The sequence below is a fragment of the Amycolatopsis australiensis genome (genome assembly GCF_900119165.1).
GTDB classification, from domain to species: domain Bacteria; phylum Actinomycetota; class Actinomycetes; order Mycobacteriales; family Pseudonocardiaceae; genus Amycolatopsis; species Amycolatopsis australiensis.
In genome coordinates, this window is record NZ_FPJG01000006.1 from 9021716 (window position 1) to 9043762 (window position 22047).

17 protein-coding genes and 1 pseudogene are annotated in these 22047 nt (G+C 73.9%); 5 read left to right on the forward strand and 13 right to left on the reverse strand.

From position 1 onward, the window contains the following. Position 1 precedes the first annotated feature (1 nt). Genes BT341_RS42900 through BT341_RS42915 form a run of 4 tightly spaced genes read right to left on the reverse strand, consistent with a single transcriptional unit; the run spans position 2 to position 3751 of the window. Entirely contained in the window at positions 2–973 is a 972-nt protein-coding gene (locus tag BT341_RS42900; protein WP_072481647.1) for an AAA family ATPase, read from the reverse strand. Then, complete coding sequence (locus tag BT341_RS42905; RefSeq protein WP_072481648.1) at positions 970–2109, reverse strand: DUF4350 domain-containing protein; 1140 nt, start codon at positions 2107–2109, stop codon at positions 970–972. Before BT341_RS42905 ends, BT341_RS42900 begins: the two co-directional genes overlap by 4 nt. Further along, positions 2106–2747, reverse strand: coding sequence for a DUF4129 domain-containing protein (locus BT341_RS42910; protein WP_072481649.1), 642 nt, complete (start codon positions 2745–2747; stop codon positions 2106–2108). Before BT341_RS42910 ends, BT341_RS42905 begins: the two co-directional genes overlap by 4 nt. Continuing rightward, positions 2741–3751: a hypothetical protein gene (locus BT341_RS42915; RefSeq protein WP_245805287.1), complete on the reverse strand. Its 1011-nt coding sequence runs from the start codon at positions 3749–3751 to the stop codon at positions 2741–2743. Before BT341_RS42915 ends, BT341_RS42910 begins: the two co-directional genes overlap by 7 nt. A 535-nt stretch (positions 3752–4286) precedes the next feature. Here BT341_RS42915 and BT341_RS42920 point away from each other — a divergent pair. After that, on the forward strand, positions 4287–5306 hold the full coding sequence (locus BT341_RS42920; protein ID WP_084743166.1) for a neutral zinc metallopeptidase: 1020 nt from the start codon (positions 4287–4289) through the stop codon (positions 5304–5306). Here BT341_RS42920 and BT341_RS42925 read toward each other — a convergent pair. Then, positions 5299–5718, reverse strand: a complete 420-nt coding sequence (locus BT341_RS42925; RefSeq protein WP_072481651.1) for a hypothetical protein — start codon at positions 5716–5718, stop codon at positions 5299–5301. The genes BT341_RS42920 and BT341_RS42925 overlap by 8 nt on opposite strands. Positions 5719–6050: 332 nt before the next feature. Continuing rightward, on the reverse strand, positions 6051–7133 hold the full coding sequence (locus BT341_RS42930) for a potassium channel family protein (RefSeq protein ID WP_072481652.1): 1083 nt from the start codon (positions 7131–7133) through the stop codon (positions 6051–6053). 92 nt (positions 7134–7225) lie between these two features. On the opposite strand from BT341_RS42930, the pseudogene BT341_RS42935 reads away from it, so the two are divergent. Continuing rightward, positions 7226–7591: pseudogene (locus BT341_RS42935) on the forward strand (DoxX family protein); the annotation flags it as partial. A gap of 17 nt (positions 7592–7608) precedes the next feature. On the opposite strand, the gene BT341_RS42940 reads toward BT341_RS42935, so the two are convergent. Both BT341_RS42940 and BT341_RS42945 read right to left on the reverse strand, forming a co-directional pair. Continuing rightward, positions 7609–10848 (reverse strand): ATP-dependent helicase, encoded by a 3240-nt coding sequence (locus BT341_RS42940; RefSeq protein ID WP_072481653.1) that lies wholly within the window; start codon positions 10846–10848, stop codon positions 7609–7611. 73 nt (positions 10849–10921) lie between these two features. After that, positions 10922–14095, reverse strand: coding sequence for an ATP-dependent helicase (locus BT341_RS42945; RefSeq protein ID WP_072482497.1), 3174 nt, complete (start codon positions 14093–14095; stop codon positions 10922–10924). A 162-nt stretch (positions 14096–14257) separates the two neighbouring features. On the opposite strand from BT341_RS42945, the gene BT341_RS42950 reads away from it, so the two are divergent. Beyond that, positions 14258–14563 carry an MGMT family protein gene (locus BT341_RS42950; protein ID WP_072481654.1) on the forward strand — a complete coding sequence of 102 codons (306 nt, stop codon included), beginning with the start codon at positions 14258–14260 and terminating at the stop codon, positions 14561–14563. Between the two features lie 141 nt (positions 14564–14704). Here BT341_RS42950 and BT341_RS42955 read toward each other — a convergent pair whose 3' ends face one another. Beyond that, positions 14705–15511, reverse strand: coding sequence for a uroporphyrinogen-III synthase (locus BT341_RS42955; protein WP_072481655.1), 807 nt, complete (start codon positions 15509–15511; stop codon positions 14705–14707). Next, a complete protein-coding gene (locus BT341_RS42960; RefSeq protein WP_072481656.1) occupies positions 15504–16472 on the reverse strand; it encodes a helix-turn-helix transcriptional regulator in 969 nt (322 codons plus the stop codon). Before BT341_RS42960 ends, BT341_RS42955 begins: the two co-directional genes overlap by 8 nt. A 62-nt stretch (positions 16473–16534) precedes the next feature. Between BT341_RS42960 and BT341_RS42965 the strand changes: the two genes are divergently transcribed. Then, positions 16535–16930 (forward strand): DUF3224 domain-containing protein, encoded by a 396-nt coding sequence (locus BT341_RS42965; RefSeq protein WP_072481657.1) that lies wholly within the window; start codon positions 16535–16537, stop codon positions 16928–16930. A 9-nt stretch (positions 16931–16939) separates the two neighbouring features. Continuing rightward, positions 16940–18052: a DNA glycosylase AlkZ-like family protein gene (locus tag BT341_RS42970; RefSeq protein ID WP_072481658.1), complete on the forward strand. Its 1113-nt coding sequence runs from the start codon at positions 16940–16942 to the stop codon at positions 18050–18052. Positions 18053–18097: 45 nt separating this feature from the next. Here the strand turns inward: BT341_RS42970 and BT341_RS42975 are convergent, their stop codons facing one another. Genes BT341_RS42975 through nirB form a run of 3 tightly spaced genes read right to left on the reverse strand, consistent with a single transcriptional unit; the run spans position 18098 to position 22046 of the window. Next, entirely contained in the window at positions 18098–19201 is a 1104-nt protein-coding gene (locus tag BT341_RS42975; protein WP_072481659.1) for a uroporphyrinogen-III synthase, read from the reverse strand. Next, a complete protein-coding gene (gene nirD / locus BT341_RS42980; RefSeq protein ID WP_072481660.1) occupies positions 19198–19542 on the reverse strand; it encodes a nitrite reductase small subunit NirD in 345 nt (114 codons plus the stop codon). The genes BT341_RS42975 and nirD overlap by 4 nt, the downstream gene beginning before the upstream one ends. Continuing rightward, positions 19539–22046: a nitrite reductase large subunit NirB gene (nirB, locus tag BT341_RS42985; RefSeq protein ID WP_072481661.1), complete on the reverse strand. Its 2508-nt coding sequence runs from the start codon at positions 22044–22046 to the stop codon at positions 19539–19541. Before nirB ends, nirD begins: the two co-directional genes overlap by 4 nt. Between the last annotated feature and the right edge of the window lies 1 nt (position 22047).

Sequence of the window (22047 nt, forward strand, 5' to 3'; positions counted from 1 at the left end):
GTCAGCGCGGCACGGGCACGGAGGCGAGCACGCGGTCGAGCACGCCGTCCGCGGTGACGCCCTCCAGCTCGGCTTCCGGCCGCACGTCCAGCCGGTGCCGCAACGCGGGCCGGGCCAGGGCTTTCACGTCGTCAGGGGTCGCGTAGTCGCGGCCGGCGAGCCACGCCCAGGCGCGGGTCACCGCGAGCAACGCCGTGGCACCACGGGGAGAAACGCCGAGGCGCACCGACGGCAGCTGCCGCGTCGCCCGGCACAGGTCGACGACGTACCCGATCACCTCGGGCCCGACCGTCACCCGCGCCACGGCCTCCCGCGCGGCGGCGAGTTCGGCGGCACCGGCGACCGCGCGAAGGCCCGCCGCGGCCAGGTTGCGCGGGTCGAAGCCCTGCGCGTGCCGCCACAGGATGCCGATTTCGTCCTCGCGCGAGGGCGCGGGCATGGTCAGCTTCAGCAGGAACCGGTCCAGCTGCGCCTCCGGCAGCGGGTAGGTGCCCTCGTACTCCACCGGGTTCTGCGTCGCGATGACGATGAACGGGTCCGGCAGCGGCCGCGACTTCCCGTCGATCGAGACCTGCCGCTCCTCCATCGCCTCCAGCAGCGACGACTGCGTCTTCGGCGGCGTCCGGTTGATCTCGTCGGCGAGCAGCAGGTTCGTGAACACCGGCCCTTCGCGGAAGGAGAATTCGCCGCTGTGCGCGTCGTAGACGATCGAACCGGTGACGTCGCCGGGCATCAGGTCCGGGGTGAACTGCACGCGCGTGGTCTCCAGGTCCAGTGCCGCCGCCAGCGCCCGCACCAGCAGCGTCTTCGCCACGCCGGGGACGCCTTCGAGCAGCACGTGCCCGCGGCAGAGCAGCGCCAGGATCAGCCCGGTGACCGCGGCGTCGTTGCCGACGACGGCCTTGCCGACCTCGGCGCGCAGCGCGATCAGCGCGTCGCGGGCCCCGGTCGCGTTTTCGGTACCGCTGCTCAACTTCGCCCTGCCTCTCGTTCCACCCTGTCCAGTTCGTCCGCCAGCCGGACCAGCGCCGGGTCGTCCGGCACCGGCGGGCCGTAGAGCACCGCGCCGACGTCGTTCGCCGGACGGCCGGTGCGCGCGCTCACCGAGTGCACCAGCGCCGCCGGGCCGGCGTCACGCGGCAGGCCGAGCGCGGACCGCAACCGCGCGCGGGCCGCCTCCCGCAGCGTTTCGCCCGCGTGTCCCGCGGCTTTCGCCCGCCGGTACAGCCGGGCGCGGCCCTCGGCCGTCTCGGCCGCGCGGACCACGATCGGCAGCGGCTCGGTGACCACCGGACCGAGCCGGCGGGCCCGCCACAGCGCCAGCAGCACCGCGGCGACGCCCACCTGGGCGGCACCGTAGTACCAGCCGTCCGGGATCAGCGCGGAGATCGGCTTCCGCGAGTCGTCGAGCCCGGGGTCCATTGTGGACGGCAGGTACCAGGCCAGCTTCGGGTGCGCGCCCAGCAGGTGCAGCGCCAGCGCCGCGTTGCCCTGCTCGGCGAGCCGCTCGTTGGTCAGCGGCGCCGGGTCGCCGAGCAGCGTCGTCGTGCCGCCCGAGTCGGCGAGCTGCAGCAGCGTGCCGCCGCCGTCCTCGCCCGGGTAGCACGAGCGCGCGCCGGGCGAGGTGTAGCCGATGCCGCCGAGCGTGACGTCGCCCGCCGCGACCGCCGCGGCGACCGTGCACTGCGGGCTCAGCGTGCCGATGTCGCTGCGGCCCGCGGCGTGCACCAGCGGCAGGGAGTCGTGCAGGGTCGGCGCTCCCGGCGTCACCAGGACGACGTCCGCGGCACGCTGCCGCAGCGCGTCGAGCCGCTTCGCCGGGACCAGGTCGGGCCGGGTGACCAGCAGCGTCGCGTCTTCGCCGACCGCGTCGTCCGCTTCGGCCATGGTGTGCGCCGTCCGGATGTCGACACCCTGGTCGCGCAGGAGCTTCGCGAGCGCGTGCGCGCCGCCGGGCTCGTAGGAGCCGGGTTCGAGGGCGCCGTGCGTCTGCTCGCCGCGGCCGAGCAGCAGCAGGGCACCGGCGAGGAAGATCAGGGCCACCAGCGCGAGCGGGACGCGCACCCCGCGCCAGATCCGGCGCGCGTCCGGAGAGACCGAGGTGCTCACGAGCCCGCCATGGCGACCGGCCGCGCACGACGGCAGCGTTCGTCCAGCTCGGTCAGCGTGCGGTAGGCCGCCTCGGTGCCTTCACGGCCGCCGTAGTGGACGTCGTCGAACAGCCGCGCCCCCTGCCGCAGGCCGGTGGCCAGGTCCGGCAGCAGCACCCCGGCCTCGGCGGCGGCCTCGTCCGCCGTCCGGCCGGACCGCGCGTCCAGCAGCGCGCGTTCCTCCAGGCCGCGGACGACGGCCCGGAACCGGTCGCGGACGGCGTCGCCGTACCGGCCGCCCGCGGCGGCTTCGGCGGCCGAGCGGCGGTAGTCGTCGGCGCTCTGCCGCTGCCCGCCGAAGACGGCGCGCTCGGCGCGCGCGGCGCGCGCGACCTTGCCGGTGCGCAGCCGGATCACCACGACGAGCACGATCAGCAGCACCACCACCAGCAGCAGGCCGAAGATCCCGCCCGGGACCACCGACGAGAGGCCGTTCAGCAGTTTTTCCAGCTGCTCGCCGAGCCACTGTCCGAGCTGCTGCAGGACGTTCGGCCGCGCGTCCCGGTACTTCGGGTCGCTCAGCTCGTGGGCGGCGGCGCGCCGGGCGTCGTCCCGGTCGATGCCGACCGGGATGTCTCGCGGGACCAGCGTCACCATGCCTGCGGCGGCTGCACGCCGGCCGCGCGGGCCAGCTCGATGTCCATGCCTTCGCGGCGCATCCGCTGGTCGAGGTAGACGATCACGGTGACCAGCGTGACGAACGGGATCGCGATGGTGCCGGAGACGATCTGCCCGGCCGAGGCCAGCAGCAGGTCGCCGGTGCTCGGCACGTACACCTTGCCCGGGTTCAGCACCTGGCTGAACACGCCGGTGCCGAGCGCGAACGGCAGCTGGATGATGTTCTCGAAGAACGACTCGATCACCTTCGCCAGCACCAGGATGCCGAGCACCCGCCAGAACGCGCCGCTGACGAGCTTGGCCGTGCGGGCGAAGGCTTCGCGGAACGTGCCGCGTTCGAGCACCAGCGCGGGCGCGGCCAGCGCCCAGAACACCCAGGCGACCACGCCGGGGATGATGCAGAGCATGAGCCCGACGGTGGTGACCAGCGCGTAGACGAACGCGACGCCGAGCAGCGGCAGCAACCGCGGCTGCACCTCGCGCCACACGAGGCCGAAGCTGACCTCGCGCCCGAGCGCGGCGCGGCCCATCACCGCGGCCATCAGCCCGGTCGTGACGGTCAGCAGCAGGGTCGAGATCAGCAGCGACGGGATCAGGGCGAGGAAGAGGTCGCCGAACGCGCCGAAGACGGCGTTCTGCAGCTCTTCTTCGGTCGCGCCGGGGCCGAGCCTGCTCGTCGCGGTGAGGTTCTCCAGGTCGGGGAGCACGAGCCGCTGGACGAGGAAGCCGATCGCGGCGTTCACGACGGCCATGACGGCACCGATGCCGAGGATCAGCAGCGGGTGCCGCCGGATGGCGGTGATGGCGCCGTCGAGGACGTCGCCGACGTTGAGCGGCCGGAGCGCGATGACACCGGGCTTGCCGAGGCCGTGCGGGTGCCAGCCGCGCCCCTGCGGCGGTGCGCCGGAGAAGGGCGGCGGTGTGCCGGGACCCCACCCACCGCCCGACGGCGGCTGCGGGCCAGGCTGCGGCGGACCGCCCACGGAAGCCCCCGGTGCATCCGGTGGCTGCCACCCGCCCGTCGATACCGGCGCACCGGCCCCCTGCGCGTCCCTCGGCTCCCACCCGGCCGCCTGCGACGCGCCCGCGGGCGTCGCCTGAGTGTCCGGCGGCTGCCACCCGCGCGGCGGCGTGGCCGGTGACTGCCCGTGGCCTTCCGGCGGCTTCGCTTCACCCGAACCGGGGACGGGTGCCTGGGGGACGCCCTGGCTGGGTGTCGGCGTGCCGGCGCCCTCGCCGCCGGGCGCGCCACCGGTGTCTGTCATCGAAGCCCCTCGCCTGCAGTGCCTGCTTGCCGACACTCTCTCAGAGCCGCTGACACCCGGCCAGACCTGGGGTGACGTCCGGGCGCGGTGACTGCGTGCGCACAGACGGGTGCGAGAGGCCCCGTTCCCCCGATATGCTGAACCGCGGGATCGGGTACCCCCGGTCCGTACCGAGACCCTTCGGGACTGCCCAGTGACGCAACCGCCCCCCGGCCGGGTACCGCCGCCTCGCGGAACCGTCCAGCCGCCGCCGGTGCCGGGTGTGCCGCCGGATCTGCCCTGGCTGGGCCGCCCGCACGCGGTGGCCGCGCCGCGGCGCCGCTCGCCGGCCGCCGTGATCGGGGTGTGCCTCGGCGCCATCGCCGTGCTGGTGCTCGGGCTGGTCGCGATCGTGGCCCTCAACCGCGACGAAACGCCGCTGGCCAACGCCAACTACCGCGACGCACCGCCGTCGCAGGACAGTCCTTCGCAGCTGCCGCCCGGTGGCGCCGGCGCGCCGGCTTCGGCGTCGAACCCGTCGACCGAGCCGTCGACCCCCAGCGCGACCGGCCCGCAGAAGATCCTCAAGCTCGCCGACCACCCGATCCTGCAGGACCCGAACGCGGGCCTGCAGAACCGCGTCTGCAACCTGCCGCCGTGGCAGAGCACGCAGGACGGCGCGGAAGCCTTCTTCACCGCCGCCAGCAAGTGCCTCGACGCCGCGTGGGGCCCGTTCCTCGAGGCCTACCACCTGCCGTTCACGCCGCCGGCGCTGCACTTCCCGACCGGCGCCAGCTTCGAGACCGAGTGCGGCACCATCCAGGTCGGCATCGCGACCGCCGCGTACTACTGCGAAAACAACCTGTACGTCCCGTTCCGCGGGCTGCAGACCGACCAGTACGGCAACAACCCCGGCGTCTACCTCGCCCTGTTCGCCCACGAGTACGGCCACCACGTCCAGGAGGTCGCCGGGCTGATGGACGCGGCCTGGCAGAAGATCTACGAGGCGGGCCAGAACAGCCCGGCCGGGCTGGAGATGTCGCGGCGCAAGGAGCTGCAGGCCCAGTGCTTCTCGGGCATGTTCCTCGGCGCGCACGTCGACCAGGGCGGCACGATCAGCCGCGACATGTACAACAAGGCCTGGAACGACCAGGAAACCCGCGGCGACAACACCTCCCGCAGCCACGACCACGGGACGAACGCGCACTACGCGTCCTGGTGGCGGGCGGGCGCGACGAGCAACCGGATCGCCGACTGCAACACGTTCGCGGCGCCGTCGTCCGAGGTCAGCTAGCCGGTTTCGGCCGCGGCTGCGTGCGAAGCACGAGGTAGACGTACATCCCGCCGGAGAAGCACGCGAACACCAGCAGCGCCAGCCCCAGCGGGCGGCGCGCGTCCGACGCGCCGGGCGAGGTGTCCGCGGCCTGGACGGTCACCGTGCCCTGGTCGGGCAGCTGGTCCGGCACGCTGACGTCGACGCGCTCGCCCTGGCCGTGCCCGCAGCCGTTGAAGGTGCCCACGTGGGTCTTGCCGGCGACGGTGAACTTCACGGTCTCGACGGCGTCCGGCTTGTCGCACGGCGCCGGCTTGGTCACCTCGGCGGCCACCGGCGCGCCGAGGGTGTCGCCGGTGATGCCGAGCAGCCCGGGCCCGGCGAGCCAGGCGAGCAGCACGACGAGCACGCCCGCCGCGGCGGGGATCGCCACCGTGGGCCACTTCAGGGCGAGGGATCGCGGAGGCACTTCGCCATGGTTCCAGATCCCGCGGCCAAAACCCAGGCGCCCTGGTCGAGCCCAGAGCGCCCCAAGGCGGCCTTGGTTGCGTTGAATCAGCACCGCGGCGCGAAGCGCCTCCGCTGAGGGCGGCGGCGGGGGCATGGGAGGAGCACCGAAGGCCACCTTGGGTGCGTCCCACGCACCCAAGGCCACCTTGGGTGCGTCCCACGCACCCAAGGCCCCCTTGGGTGCGTCCCACGCACCCAAGGCCCCCTTGGGTGCGTCCCACGCACCGAAGGCCACATTGGGGCGCTCGGCCGGGGCTATCGCTGCTCGATCTTCTCCGCCGGCGTCACCTTCTTGACGTACAGCAGCCGGTCGCCGGGCTCGATCGCGTCGGCCTGCGGGGCGTCCACGCGGTACAGCACGCCGTCGCGGACCACGCCCAGCACCAGGTCCGACAGGTGCCGTGGCGAGCCGCCCTCCTCCGACGGTTCCACCGGCCGCTCGGCGATCGCCAGCCCCGACTCCGGTGTCAGCAGGTCCTCCATGATGTCGACGACCAGCGGCGTCGACGTCGCCATGCCGAGCAGCCTGCCCGCCGTCTCGCTGGACACCACGACCTGGTTGGCGCCGGACTGCTTGAGCAGGTGGACGTTCTCCGCCTCCCGCACCGACGCCACGATGTGCGCCTTCGGTGCCAGCTCGCGGGCGGTGAGCGTGACGAGCACCGCCGTGTCGTCGCGGTTCGGCGCGACCACGACCGCGCGCGCGTGCTGCACCGCCGCGACGCGCAGGACGTCGGCCCGGGTGGCTGAGCCGTGCACGGCGACGAGGCCGAGCGCGCTGGCCTGGTCGAGGGCCTGCTGGTCGGTGTCGACGACGACGATCTGGCCCGGGGCGACGTTCTCGTCGCCGAGCAGCGCGTTGACGGCGGACCGGCCCTTGGTGCCGAACCCGACGACGACGGTGTGGTCGCGCACCTTCGTCCTCCACTTCTGGATCTTGAACGCCTGCCGGGAGCGCTCGGTGAGCACCTCCAGGGTGGTCCCGACCAGGACGATGAGGAAGAGCACCCGCAGCGGGGTGATCACCAGCACGTTCACCAGGCGGGCGGACGACGTCGCGGGCGCGATGTCGCCGTAGCCGGTCGTCGAAAGAGAGACGGTGGCGTAGTACAGGCTGTCGAGCAGGGACAGGCCGTCGCCGTTCGCGTCGCGGTAGCCGTCGCGGTCGAGGTACACGATGATCACCGTGGCCAGCAGCGCGAGCAGCGCGCCGATGATCCGCTTCACGATCGAGCGAAGCGGGCTGACCGTCAGCTCGGGCATCCGCAGGATGCCGACGAGCTCGTGGTCGGGCCGATCGGTGAGACTGCCCAGCGGCAACCGCTTCAGGGCTTTCATGCACCCGCTCCCGGAGGCAGGTGTCGAGCGTCACTCACGCCCGGAGGATAGCCGAACGGAGTACCCGGCCGCCGCGTGGAAGCATGAAGTCCATGGCGATTTCGCACCGGCCCGCGCGCGTCCTGGCCGCGGTACTGGGGTTCATGGGCGTCCTGCACTTCGCGGTGCCGAAGCCGTTCGACGGGCTGATCCCGCGGGCGTTGCCGGGGTCCCGGCGTGCGTGGACGTACGGGTCGGGCGGCGCGGAACTGGCCGTGGCGACCGCGGTGGCCGTGCCCCGGACGCGCCGCCTGGGCGGTCTCCTGGCGGCCCTGCTGTTCCTGGGGGTGTTCCCGGGGAACGTCAAGATGGCGATGGACGCGCGCACCGCCCCGCTCCCGCGCCGCGCGATCGCCTGGGCGCGGCTGCCGCTGCAGTGGCCGCTCATCGCCTGGGCGCTGAAGGTCCGCGACGACGCGCAACTCGCGCGAACTGCTCACGCCTCGGGGATCTCGCGCAGCAGCCGGCGGAGTCCTTCGGCGTCCAGCAGGTCGGCCGGGCGGATCGTGCGGTTCGCGCGGACGTAGTGGAACGCCGCGCGGACCTGCTCGACCGGGACGTTCTTCAGCGCCGCCCACGCCATGCGGTAGGCCGCCAGCTGGACCGCCAGCGCCGGCAGGCGGGACTCCGGCGGGACCGCGCCCGTCTTCCAGTCCACGACCTCCCAGTAGCCGTCCGGATGCCGGAACACGGCGTCCATGCGGCCGCGCAGGGTGATGCCCTCGACGTCCGCCGAGAACGCGACCTCCACCGCGTGCGGCACCCGGGACGCCCACTCGCTCTTCTCGAACTCCGCCCGCAGCTGCTCGAAGTCGGCGTCGGGTGCTTCGCCGAAGTCGGCGGCGCCGGGGAGGTCGTCGATCTCGATGAGCTGGTCACCGGCGAAGCGGCGTTCCAGCCAGCCGTGGAACTCCGTGCCGCGGCGGGCGAAGCTGTTGGGCTCCACCGGCAGCGGGCGGCGCAGGTCCGCCGCCAGCTTGCCGGCGTCCTCGGCCAGCGCGACCAGCTGGCTCACCGAAAGCCGCGACGGCAGCGGCACCCGCTTGACGTGGTCGTCCTTGCGCGCCCACTCCTCCAGCAGGACGTCGGTGTCGGTCGTCCAGCCGTCGGGATCGTCCTCTTCGGACTCTTCGTCGTCCGGAGTGGACAATGCTTCGAAAACGAGCTCCACGCCGGTCTGCACGCCGGTGCGGCGATCGGCCAGCGGGTCCACCGGCCACCTGGCCGCACGTGAGTCCGAGACGAGCGGGTTCTCCTCCTCGGCGGCCGGCTCCGGCGCCCACTCGGCGATCTCCCCGGCGCCCGTCTCGCGCAGGACGTCGCCGATCTCCGTGAGGAACTCCGACGGGCCCTTGAACCGGCTGCTGCTTTCGTTCCACCAGTGCCCGGACACGATCAGCGCGTGCTCGGACCGCGTCAGCGCGACGTAGCAGAGCCGGCGTTCCTCCGCCTGCTCCCGCTCGACGAACCCCGCTTCGTGCTGCTCCAGCCCGTCCTGGACTTCCTTGCGGTCGTAGCCCTCGGCGATCCGCAGCTCCGGCAGGTCTTCCGAGTCGCCGCGCAACGCCGCGGGCAGCGACGTCGCCGTCCGCAGCCACGAAGACGACCGCCGCCGTCCCGGGAACACCTCGTGCACGAGGTGCGGCACGGCGACGACCTCCCATTCGAGGCCCTTCGCCGAGTGCACGGTGAGCACCTGCACGCGGTCCGGCACGACCTCGACCTCGCCGGGGGTGAGCCCGTCTTCGGCGTGCGCGGCCGTGTTCAGGTAGTCCACAAAGGACAAGAGGGTGGCGGTCGGTGCCGTTTCGGCGTAGTCGGTGACGACTTCGGCGAACGCATCCAGGTGCGCCCGCCCGGCGGAGCCCGGCCGGGCCAGCGACTCCACGTCCAGCAGCATCGTCCGCTCGACGTCGGCGACGAGCTCCGGCAGCGACTGGTCGAGCCGCCGCCGCAGCGCCGCGAGCTCCCGGCCGATCCGCCGGATCCGCTGGTAGCCCTCGGCCGAGTAGCGCGACGGGTCGCCGGGCTCGTCGATGGCGTCGATCAGCCCGGCCTGCTCGACGCGTTCCACGACCAGCTCGGGCGTGTCGGAGGACTTCTCCGGGCTCGACAGCTCGCCGGCCCGCCGCCACAACGCGGCGACGTCGGCCGCCGCGAGCCGCCACCGCGCGCCGGTCAGCAGCCGGGCGGCCGCGCTGCCCGACAGCGGGTCGGCGAGCACCTTCAACGTCGAGACGAGGTCCGCGACCTCGGGCTCGTCGAGCAGCCCGCCGAGCCCGACGACCTCGACCGGCAGCCCGCGCGCCCGCAGTTCCGCGGCGATCGGCGCCATGTCGGCGCGGCGCCGCACGAGCACGGCGGCGGTCGGCGGCTTGCCGGTCTGCTCCTGGTGGGCGTACCAGCGCCGGGCGAGGGCGTCGGCGACCCACGCGCGTTCGGCGCGGATGTCCGGCAGGAGCGCGCACGCGATGTCGGCGGGCCCGGCGCCGTCGCGGGCCCGCAGTCGTTCGACGCCGAGGCCGCGGGCGCGCAGCGGTTCGGCGATGGCGTTGGCGAGGTCGAGGATCTCCGGCGGGTTGCGGAAGCTGGTCAGCAGCCCGAACTCGTGCGCGGGGACGAGCCGTTCGCCGTCGAAGCGCGGGAAGTCGGTGGTGAAGCGGGGCAGGTTGGCCGCGCTGGCCCCGCGCCAGCCGTAGATGGCCTGCGCGGGGTCGCCGACCGCGGTGACCGGCATGGGCGGGTTTTCGACGCCGCCGAACAGGGCCCGCAGCAGGACGCGCTGGGCGTGCCCGGTGTCCTGGTACTCGTCGAGCAGCACGGCGCCGAAGCGTTCGCGTTCACCGCGCACGACCGACGGGTAGCCGCTCGCCAGCTGCGCGGCCAGCGACATCTGGTCGGCGAAGTCGAGCGCGCCTTCGTTCCGCTTGCGCCGGTGGTATTCCTCGACGAGCGGCAGCAGCGCGAGCCGGAAGTGCTGCGCCGCCATGATTTCGGTGAGCTTCTGCGGCAGCGCGGCCCGCTGGCCCTTGGCGCGCGGGGCGTTCTCGATGACGCGGCACATCCACGTCGTGTATTCGGCGAGCTGCTCGGTCGAGATCAGGTGCTCGCCCAGCTCGCCGGCCAGCTGCAGCAGGTCGGCGGTGACGGTCGGCGGCACGCGGTCGGTGTCGAGCTCATTGTCCCAAGTGGACACGACGCGGTGCGCGATCTGCCACGACGACGTTTCCGACAGCAGCCGGACGCCGGGCTGGACGGGCAGCCGCAGGCCGTGTTCGGACAGCAGGCGGCCGGCGTAGGCGTGGTAGGTGAGGACGGTGGGTTCGCCGGCGACCACCGTGGCGCGCAGGCCGCCGGTGGGGTCGAGCCGGTCGAGCAGCCCGGAGCCGGCGAGCCGCCGCAGCCGCGCCCGGACGCGCTCGCCGAGCTGACGCGCGGCCTTGCGGGTGAAGGTGAGGCCGAGGACCCGATCGGGGCTGACGATGCCGTTGGCGACGAGCCAGACGACGCGCGCGGCCATCGTCTCGGTCTTCCCGGCCCCGGCCCCGGCGACGACCAGGGACGGCTCGACCGGCGCGGCGATGACGGTGGCCTGTTCGGGGGTCGGCCGGTGCAGCCCGAGCGCGTCGGCCAGCTCGGCGGGCTCGACGGGGTTGGCGACGACGAGCGGGCTCACCGGCGCCCCCCACCCGGTCGTGAGTGAGAAACAGGGTTAGAACACTGTTTCTCACTCACGACGTCTTTTGTGGTCACGGGCCTGGCACCTGCCGTCCCTCGGGCCGCAGGGGGCAGCAGCCCCGCGCCGGGCACCGGTCGCAGTCCGGGTTCTCCTGGGCTTGGTAGTCCGGCCCGGCCGCCGACGCCGCCGCGTCGCGGACCAGGTCCAGCCACTGCTTGCCGCCCACCTCGTCCAGCGGCGGCTGCGAGCGCTCCGTCGACCCCGTCTTGTTGTTCGCCTTCGCGACGTACACCAGCCGCGCGCCGCCCGGCTCGTTGCTGCCCTTGATCGCGCCCAGCAGCACCGCCAGCTGGTACGCCGCCAGCTGCGGGTGGGCCTCCGCGTCCGCGCCGGACACCGGGACCTTGCCCGTCTTGATGTCGACGATCACCGGCCGCCCGTCCGCGTCCAGCTCCACCCGGTCGACCCGGCCGCGCAGCAGCACCCGGACCTCGTCCGCGCCCCCGGCGGGCAGCTCGACCTCGATGTCCTGCTCGACCCCGGCTTCCTTCAGCTCGGCGCGGCTGCGCTCCAGCCACGTCACGAAGTTCTGCAGCATCTGCTCGACCCGCCGCCGCTCGCGCCGCGAGAACCACGGCGCGCCCGCGTCGACGCGGACCCACGCCTCGTCCAGCGCCGCCTGCAGCTCCGCGTCCGTCGACCCGGCCGCGACCGCCTGCGCCAGCCCGTGCACCAGCGTCCCGGTCACCGCGGCCAGCTGGGCCGGGTCCGAACCGCCGTGCCGCTCGATCATCCACCGCAGCGGGCACTTGGTCAGGATTTCCACCGTGGACGGTGAGATCCGGATCAGGTCGCCCGGCGGGTGCACCGGCTCGTCCGTCGACGCCGGGAGCAGGCCGTACCACGTCGACGGGTGCGCGCCCGGCACCTTCGCCTCCGCCAGCCGGGCCAGCTGCTTCGCCGCGCGACGGCGGCGGGCCGGGTCGGCTTTGTCGTCGCAGACGACCTCGCGCAGCTCGCCCACCAGCTCGGCGAGCACCAGCGACCGGCCCGGCGGCTTCATCCGCGAGTCCAGGCCACCGTCGTCGGCGCCGTTCTCCTCGAGGTCGTCGAGGAAGCGCGACGGCTGTTCGTCCTCTCCGGACACCGCCGTGACCAGCAGCGTCCGCTTCGCCCGGCTCATCGCGAGGTAGAACAGGCGCCGTTCCTCGGCGAGGATCGGCGCGGTCGCCGAGACGGCGTCGTCGTCCACACCGGACATCAGGTCCTTGAGCCGTTCCACGCCCAGCACCGATCCGCGCAGCCGCAGGTCCGGCCACGCGCCCTCCTGGACGCCGGCCACGGCCACGACCGTCCACTCGCGGCCGGCGGCCGCGTGCGCGGTGAGCAGCGAGACGCCGTCGGAAGGCACGGCCGCCGGGGCGAGCGTGTCGCCCGCGATCTGCTGCGCGCCCAGGTAGTCCGCGAACGACGCGACGCTCGCGCGCGGCAGCCGGTCGACGTACCGGCCGGCGGCGTCGAACAGCGCGACGACGGCGTCCAGGTCACGGTCGGCCTGCGCCCCGAGCGAGCCGCCGCGCTCGATCTGCTTCAGCAGCTTCTCTTCCAGGCCGCTTTCCCGCCACAGCTGCCACAGCACCTGCTCGACGCCGTCACCGCGTGCGACGGCCTGGTGCGTGACGCGCAACAGCCCGCCGACGCGCCGCACCGGCTCGGCCTCCGCGTCAGCCAACCCGGCGAGGATGTCCCCGCCGCGCAACGCTTCCACGAGCAGCTCGTCACTCGACCGCTGCCCGCCGCCGGCCAGTTCGAGCCGCCGCAGGCCACGGCGCAACCGCCGCAGCGCCAGCGGATCCGCGCCGCCGAGCGCCGACGACAGCAGCATCTCCGCGAGGTCGACGTCCAGCAGTTCCGGCGACGGCGCGAGCTTCAGCACGGCCAGCAACGGCCGTACCGCGGGCTGGCGAGCCAGCGGCAGCTCCTCGGTCGCCGACCCGATCGGGACGCCGGCCGCGCGCAGAGCCCGTTGCAACACCAGGAAAGTCCGCGCGGGTGAGCGGACGAGCACCGCGATCTCCGACCACGGCACGCCGTCGACGAGGTGCGCGCGGCGGAGCTGGTCGGCGATCCAGCTCGCCTCGGCGGCCGGGGTCGGCATCACCCGGACCCGCACGGTGCCCCCGGACGCCCCGGCGGGCGGGACGATCTTGCGGTGCGGTGACGCGCCCGGCAGCGTCGCGCCGATCTTCGCCACCGCCAGGCGGACGGCCGGGGCGAGCCGGTGGGCGGTGGTGAGCGTGACGGTCCGGCTGCCGTCCGGGTCGGCGTCGGCGAACAGGCTCGCGTCGGCGCCGCGGAAGGAGAACACGTTCTGGTCGGGGTCGCCGGCCACGACGAACTCGGCCGCGGTGTGCCCGATCATCCGGACCAGGCTGGTCTGCAGCGGGTCGAGGTGGTGGGCGTCGTCGACGAACAGGTGCCGGACGCGGGTGCGCTCGCGTTCGCGCAGCTCGTCGTCGTCCTCCAGGGCCAGCAGCGCCGAAGTGACCAGCTCGGCGGCGTCCAGCGCGGGCGCGCTCGCCACGCCCAGCGCGTTGCCGCCCGCGCCCTGCAGCTGCGTGACCTCTTCGTACTGCGCCCAGAACTGGCCGGCCGCGATCCACTCGTCGCGGCCGCGGCGGCGGCCCAGCTCGGCGAGGTCCTCCGGGCCGAGCCCGCGCTCGGCGGCGCGCATCAGCAGGTCACGCAGCTCCTCGGCGAAGCCGGGGACCATCAGCGCCGGCCGCAGCTGCTCGGGCCAGTACTCGGCCCCTTCGTCGAGGTCGCCGGCGAGCAGCTCGCGGACGACGACATCCTGCTCGGCACCGGCGAGCAGCCGCGGCGGCGGCAGTTCTTCGGCGATCGCTTCCAGCCGCAGCAGCGAGTAGGCGTACGAGTGGACGGTCCGGACCAGGGGCTCGCGGACGGTCCGGGGCAGCGGCCGCGCCTGGTCCGGGTCGGCGGTGAGGCGGCGGGTGATGTCGGCGCGCAGCGCGTCGGCCGCCTTGCGGGACGTCGTGAGCACCAGCACGCTCTCCGGGTCGGCGCCCTCGGCGATGCGGCGGGTGGCGGCCGTCGCGAGCAGCGACGTCTTGCCGGTGCCGGGGCCGCCGAGCACGCGGAGGAACCCGCCGGGCGCGGAGAGCACGCGCCGGGCGCCTTCGTCCCAGGTGAACGTGGGTGCGTCGGGGATCGGCGTGCGCACCAGCCGCGCGTCCGCCTGCGCCGTTCGCCTCCCGTTCACCCCGCGATGGAACCACGCCCGGTCCCCCGGGTGGTGCACCGGCACGCTCGAGAGCGACGAAGACCTCGCCCGCTGCGGCGGGCGGCGACGCAAAGTGTCGTACCCGTGCGGCACAGTGGGGACATGGACGACGTGCTGCACGAGCGGGTGCGGGAGATCATCGAGTCGGTGCCGGCCGGCACGGTGGCGACGTACGGCGACATCGCGGCGCTCGCCGGCGCGCCGTCGCCGCGGATGGTCGGCGCGATCCTGGCCGAAGACGGGCACGACCTGCCGTGGCACCGGATCCTGCGCGCGAACGGGACACCGGCGCCGCACCTGGTGCACGACCAGCTCGAACGGCTGCGGGCGGAGGGCGTGCTGGCCGACGGCCAGCGCGTCGACCTGCGCAGGTACCGCTGGAAACCGGAGGATGACAGCCTGGCCTGACGACGACACCGGTGGAGCGCCCGACCCTGACCTGCCACCGGGCCCTGGTGACGGCGGCCCGGCCCGTGACCTCGGGCACGGACGGGTGACCTTCGTGGCGCAGAGCTTCCGCGACGTGCCGTCCGGGCCGCCCGCCGAGGACTACCGCCCGAGCGTGGTGACCAGCAGCTTCACCAGCGCGCCCAGCCGCTGGCGCTCCGGCTGCAGCGTCGCGATGCCCGCCGCCTCCAGGGGCGCCGCCGTCACCGGGCCGACGCACGCGCACACCAGCCCGCCGCGCATCGCCGCCAGCAACGCGTCATATCGTCCGTGGGAGCGGGCCAGCGTCAGGAGATTCGCCGCCGCCGGGGCGCTCGTGAACGCCAACGCCGCCAGCTCCCCCGCGATGGCCGCGTCGATCAGGTCGTGCACCGGCCGCACGTCCGGCGGCGAGAACCACCGGTACGGCTGCACCTCGACCAGTGAAGCCCCGGCCGCGACCAGCGGGGACGTGTGCTCCGGCAGCGGCGTCCCGTGCAGCTGGACCGCCACCCGCGCACCGCCCACGCCGGCCGCGGCCAGCGCCCCGAACAGCTCGGCGTTCGACTCGGACTCCGCGGAAAACGACTCTCGCAGCCCGGCGCCGCGGACCGCACCCACGGCCTTCGGGCCGCGCGCGTAGATCCGGGACGCGCCGAGCGCCGTCACCAGCCGGTCGCGCAGGCCCCAGCCCTCGGCCGCGTCGAGCCAGCCGCGGAAGCCCGCCCCCGTCGTGACCACCGTGATGTCGACCGGTGACGTCACCAGCTTCAGGGTGGCGTCCTTCAGCTCCGGGTCGGCGTCCAGGGGCACGATGGTGATCGTCGGCGCGTGCCGGACCTCCGCGCCGTGGCGTTCCAGCGCGCCGATGAACTCGTCCGCCCGGCGTTCGGCCGTGACGCCGATGGCGATCCCGCTCAGCTCAGCCATAGAACGCGCCCATCTCCTCGATCGCTGCGGCCAGCTCCGCCCGCAGGTCCGCCGGTTCGAGGACCTCCAGGTGCGGCCCGAAGCGCAGCAGCTCCCCGATGGCCGGTTCGCCCGGCTCCACCGGCAGCTCCACGGTGAGCCAGCCGTCCGCGTCGGGCTCGTTGCGGCACTCGCGCAACGCGCGGGTGCCGACGGAACCTGCGTAGAACGGTACGAGAGCCTGCGCCCGCGGCGACAGCCGCACCACCGCGACGCGCGGGAACATCCGGCGTTCGAACTGTTCGGACCACTCCTGCCAGTACTTCGCGAGGTCGAACCCGGCCGGCCGCTCGAACTCCTCGCCCAGGTCGGTCAGCTCCAGCACGCGCGAGATCCGGTAGGTCCGGTCGGTGCCGTCGCAGCGGCCGGCGAGGTACCAGTTGCCCGCCTTGAGGACCAGCCCCAGCGGCTCGACGTCCCGCTCGACGACCCGCTGCCCCCACCGCTCGTAGCGGATCCGGATCCGGCGCGACGACCACACGGCGTCGGCGACGGCGGACAGCACCGGCAGGCTTTCGATGCCGCGGTGCCAGCCGGGAACGTCCAGGTAGAACCGCTCGGCGACGCGGCCCGCGCGATCACGCAGCTCCTGCGGCAGCGCCGCGTACAGCTTGAGCTGGGCCGCCGCGAGCACCGTGCCGAGGCCGAGCTCGGCGGCCGCCACCGGCAGCCCGGCCAGCGACAGCGACTGCGCCTCCTCCTCGGTCAGCCCGGTGAGCCGGGTGCGGTAGCCGTCGACGAGCCGGTAGCCGCCGGTCCGGCCGCGGTCGGCATACACCGGGACACCGGACGAGGACAGCGCGTCGATGTCCCGGTAGACCGTGCGCACCGAGACCTCCAGCTCTTCGGCCAGCTCCTCGGCCGTCATCCGGCCGCGGTTCTGCAGCAGCAGGAGGACGGACAGCAGACGGCTCGCGCGCATGGGCCGATTTTGGCAGAAAAACCTGACACAAGCTGACAGGTATGCCCGGCAGAGTGATCCGCATGAACGCTTTCACCACGAAGAACTGGGAAGAGAAGATCGTCAGCGGCACCGAGGGTGGCCCCCGGGTGGCGTACGCCCACGCCACGATGGCGTACAGCGGGGTCATCGAGGGTGAGTCGAGCTGCGACCTTCTGCTGTACTACGCCGGCGAAGGGTACGAAAGCGGCGACACGACGTCGCCGAGCTTCGAGCGCTTCGAGGGCAAGGTCGAGGGTCGCGAAGGGACGTTCATCATCCGCCACGAGTACACGTTCGACGCCAAGGGCATCGCTTCGACGTTCACCGTCGTCCCCGGCTCGGGCACCGGCGAGCTGGCCGGGCTCACCGGCAGCGGCACGTCCGGGGGCGCGATCGGCGAGGACAAGGTCGGCTACACGTTCGAGTACGCGTTCTAGGAGCCGCAAGTGGACCGCCGTCAGGTTCTCGCCTACCGCATCGCCGAGCACGGCCTGCACCGCACGGCGCGGGACGTCGCCGACCTCGCCGTCGTCCGGGCCGGGCTGCAGGACAGCATGCGCGACACCGCGCTGCTGGCCCTCGTGGCCCGGCTCGGCGGCGAGGTCACGCCGGCGTCCCTCGAGGACGACGAGCGGCTGGTCCTGGCCTGGACGTTGCGCGGCGCGCCGCACTACCACCTGCGGGCGGACCTGCCCGAGGCGATCCGGGCGCTGATCCCGCTCGACGACGCCGACGCGCTGGCGCGGATGCTGTGGCAGCGCAAGGAAATGGCGGCGACCGGGCTGGCCGCGACCGAGGTCCTCTTCACCGCGGCCGCCGCGCTCCGGAAGGTCGTCACGAAACCGATGACGAAGGGCGCGGTCAGCACGGCGGTGACGAAGGCGCTGCCGCCGTCGTTCTCGCGGTGGTGCCGCGGCTGCAACGCGACGCACATCCAGGAGCAGCTGATGCGCATCGCGACCCCGCACGGCGGGATCCGGCTGGTCGCGGGCGCGTCCCCGGCGACGCTGGCCCCGCTGGAAGGCCGCGGCAGGCTGCGGAAGACGCCGGACCCGGCCGCGGCGACCGCGGTGCTCGAGCGGTACCTGCGGCTGAACGGGCCGGCGTCCCCGGGCGACGCGGCGGAGTTCGCGGGCACGGCCCGTGCGGTGGTCGACCGGACATGGCCGGCGGACCTGGCCGAAGTACGGGTCGAAGGCAAGACCCGGTACCTGCCGTCGGACCGGCTCGCGGCGCTGGAGAACCCGCCGGAACCGGGCTTCGTCCGGCTGCTGCCGCCGCTGGACCCGTTCGTCCAGGCCCGCGACAAGGCCCTGCTCGTCCCGGAACCCGCGCGGCGCAAGGAAGTCTGGAAGATGCTGGGCAACCCGGGGGTGCTGCTCGCGGACGGCGACATCGCCGGGACGTGGCGCACGAAGGGCAGCGGAGCGAAGCTGGCGTTCACCGTGACGGCGTTCGACCCGCTGCCCCCGGCGGTACGTGAGGAGGCCGACGCCGAAGCGGCCCGCGTGGCGGCGGCACGCGGGTTCGAGCGGCACACGCTCACCTGGGCCGGCTGAGACCGGCGCCTCGATCCGCCGACGCCGGCGCGCCGGCCCGCGGGCTCAGGCTTCCACGGCCAGCCGGTAGCCCCGCTTCACCACCGTCTGGACGACCTTCCCGCCGCCGAGCGAGGTCCGCAGCCTGCCGATCGCCGTCTCCACCGCGTGTTCCTCGCCGCCGCCCGGCAACGCCGAAATCAGCTCGCGCCGGGACACGACCCGCCCCGGTGACGCGGCCAGCGCCCGCAGCAGCGCCATCGGCGCCGGGGCCACCTCGCGCCACTCGCCGTCCACCAGGGCCGCCTGCCCGCGCAGCTCGATGTGCCGTCCGCCCGCGGAAAACCGCGGCGAGCGCGCCACCAGCGTCTCCGCCACCGTCCGGGCCAGTGCCCCGATGCGTGCCCGGTGCGGCTGGACCGTCGGCACCCCCAGTGCCGCCAGCGGGCCGGCCGTGATCGGGCCGACGCACGCCGCCACCACCGGGCCCGACAGCGCCGACACCAGGCCCGGCAGCCGTCCGGTGCGGCGGGCCAGCGCCAGCAGCGAAGCCGCCGCCGGCGCGCTCGTGAACGGCAGCGCGTGGATCGAGCCGTCCAGGACCCCGTCGAGCAGCCGGTCCACCGGCCCGGGATCGACCGGGCCGACCCAGCGGTACACCGAGATCTCGATGACCTCCGCACCGGCCGCCCGGAGCGTGTCGACGAAGTACGGCAGCGGCTCCCCGTGCAGCTGCACCGCGATCCGCTTGCCCTCGACGCCGGCGGCCAGCAGGTGCTGCAGCAGCTCCGCGTTGCTCTCCGACGCCGGAGAGTACGCCTCCGACAACCCCGCCGCCCGGATCGCGCCGGTCACCTTCGGCCCCCGCGCCAGCAGTGCGGAGGCCGAGAGCCGGGACAGCAGGGCCTCCCCCAGTCCCCAGCCTTCGGCCGCTTCGAGCCAGCCGCGGAAGCCGATGCCCGTGGTCGCCACCACGGCGTCCACCGGCGACTCCAGCAACGCCGTCGTCGCCGCGTGCAGCTCGGTGTCGTCGGTCAGCGGCACGATCCGGATCGCCGGCCCGTAGCGGACGCTCGCCCCCTTGCGCACCAGCAGCGCGCCGAGCTCGTCGGCCCGGCGCGCCGCGGTGATGCCGATGACGAAACCGGCCAGCGGGAGCACATCGCTCACGGGCTCTCCACTTCGACCACGCCCTCTCGCACGCGCACCCGGTACACCGGGACCGAAACGCCGTCGGCGTCCAGGCACCGGCCGTCCTCGAGGGCGAACCGTTCCTTGTAGACCGGCGAGGCGACGACCGGTACCCCGCCCGCGTCGCCGACGATCCCGCGCGAGAGCACCGCCGCGCCGCTGCACGGGTCCCAGTTGGACAGGGCGTGGAAGCGGTCGCCGGGCAGCCGGAAGATCGCCACCTGCACGCCGCCGTCGAGCAGCGCCGCCACCCCGGCGTACTCGGGCACCGCGCCGACGGGGCAGACCGCCGTCCAGGTCCGTTCGATGGACGTCGTCATCGCCGCACCTCCGGAACTCCCAGCATCACGGGCACTTTCTGAGCGCGCTCCTCGCGGAACGAGATGGCCGGGTCGGGGGCGCCCGGCGCGTTGACGAAGGAGGTGAACCGGGCCAGCTTCTCCGGGTCCTCCAGCACGCCCTTCCACTCGTCGGCGTAGTTGTCGACGTGCTTGGCCATCGCCGCGTCGAGGTCCTCGCAGATGCCGAGCGAGTCGTCGACGATCACCGCGCGCAGGTGGTCGAGGCCGCCCTCCATCTCCTCGATCCACGGCGCGGTGCGCTGCAGCCGGTCGGCCGTGCGCACGTAGAACATGAGGAACCGGTCGATGGTCCGGATCAGCGTCTCGGTGTCCACATCGGACACGAGCAGCTCGGCGTGCCGCGGCGTGGTGCCGCCGTTGCCGCCGACGTAGAGGTTCCAGCCCTTCTCCGTGGCGATGACGCCGAAGTCCTTGCCGCGGGCCTCCGCGCACTCCCGCGCGCAACCCGAGACCGCGGACTTGAGCTTGTGCGGCGACCGCAGGCCGCGGTAGCGCAGCTCCAGCTCGATGGCCAGCCCGACGCTGTCCTGCACGCCGTAGCGGCACCAGGTCGACCCGACGCACGACTTCACCGTGCGCAGCGCCTTGCCGTAGGCGTGCCCGGACTCGAAGCCCGCGTCCACCAGCCGCCGCCAGATCAGCGGCAGCTGGTCCACGGTGGCGCCGAACAGGTCGATCCGCTGCCCGCCGGTGATCTTGGTGTAGAGCCCGAAGTCGCGGGCCACCTCGCCGATCACGATCAGCTTGTCCGGCGTGATCTCGCCGCCGGGGATGCGCGGCACGACCGAGTAGGTGCCGTTGCGCTGCAGGTTCGCCAGGTACCGGTCGTTGGTGTCCTGCAGCGTCAGCTGCTCGCCGCCGAGCACGTGGCCGTTGCCGAGGGTGGCCAGGATGGACGCCACCGCCGGCTTGCAGACCGCGCAGCCGCTGCCCGAGCCGTAGCGGGCGATCAGCTCGCTGAACGTGCCGATCCGGGTGGCCTGGACGATCTCGAACAGCTCCGCGCGCGACTGCGTGAAGTGCTCGCAGAGCGCCTTCGACTGCTCGACGCCGCACGCGGTGAGCAGCTTGCCCAGCAGCGGGACGCACGAGCCGCACGCCGTGCCGGCCCGCGTGCACGCCTTGAGCTTGGGGACGCTGTCGCAGCCGTCCTCGTGGATGGCACGCGTGATCGCGCCCTTGGACACCGCGTTGCACGAGCAGATCTGCGCCGCGTCCGGCAGCGCGTCGACGCCGACGGCCGCGCCGCCGCCGGCCGGGGCGAGGATGGCGCCCGGCTCGGCGGGCAGCGGACGGCCGACCAGCGCACGCAGCGTGTTGTACTCGGTGGCGTCGCCGACGAGCACCCCGCCGAGCAGCGTCTTGCCGTCGTCGGTGACCACGAGCTTCTTGTACGTCCCGGCGACCGCGTCGTTGACGGCGACCTCGAGCGCGCCTTCCGTCTGCGCGTGCGCGTCGCCGAAGGACGCGACGTCGACGCCCATCAGCTTCAGCTTCGTGGACGTGTCCGGCTCCGGGAACTCGCCGGCGCCGCCGGTGAGCTGGGCGGCGACGATCTCGGCCATCGCGTAGCCGGGCGCGACGATGCCGTAGACCTTGCCCTCGACCGCCGCGCACTCGCCGATCGCGTAGATCGACGGGTCGCTGGTCCGGCAGGAGACGTCGGTCAGCACACCGCCGCGCGGGCCCAGTTCGAGGCCGGACTGGCGGGCGAGGTCGTCGCGCGGCCGGACGCCCGCCGAGAACACGACCAGGTCGACGTCCAGCTCGGTGCCGTTGCCGAGGCGGGCCAGCAGGCGCGAGCCGTCGGCCTCGATGGCGTCGGTCGACGTTCCCGTGTGGACGGTGACGTCGAGGCCGGTGATCAGGCGGCGCAGCAGCGCCCCGCCGCCCTCGTCGACCTGCAGCGGCATCAGCCGCGGCGCCATCTCGACCACGTGCGGCGAAAGTCCCATGTCCCGCAACGCCTTCGCGGCCTCCAGGCCGAGCAGGCCACCGCCGATGACGACGGCGGATCGACGGCCGCGGCCCGGCTTGTCGAGCGCCGCCGCGCGGATGGCGTCGAGGTCCTCGATGGTCCGGTAGACGAAGCAGCCGGGCAGGTCGTGGCCGGGCACCGGCGGCACGAACGGCCGCGAGCCGGTGGCCAGCACCAGCGCGTCGTACGCCTGGGTGTGCCCGGCCGCGGTGGTGACCGTCTTGGCGGCGCGGTCCACGGTGGTGACCACGTCGCCAAGACGGAGTTCGACGTGCGGGTCGTCCGCGTAGTCCGCGCCCGGCAGGGCGAGCGACGCGGGATCCCAGGTGTCCACGTAGGACGTGAGCGCCACCCGGTCGTACGCCGGGCGCGGCTCCTCGGCCAGCACGACGACGCGCCAGGCGCCCTCCGGGTCTTCCGCGCGCACCGCCTCCACGAGCCGATGGGCGACCATGCCGTGTCCGGCGACGACCAAGGTGGGCATG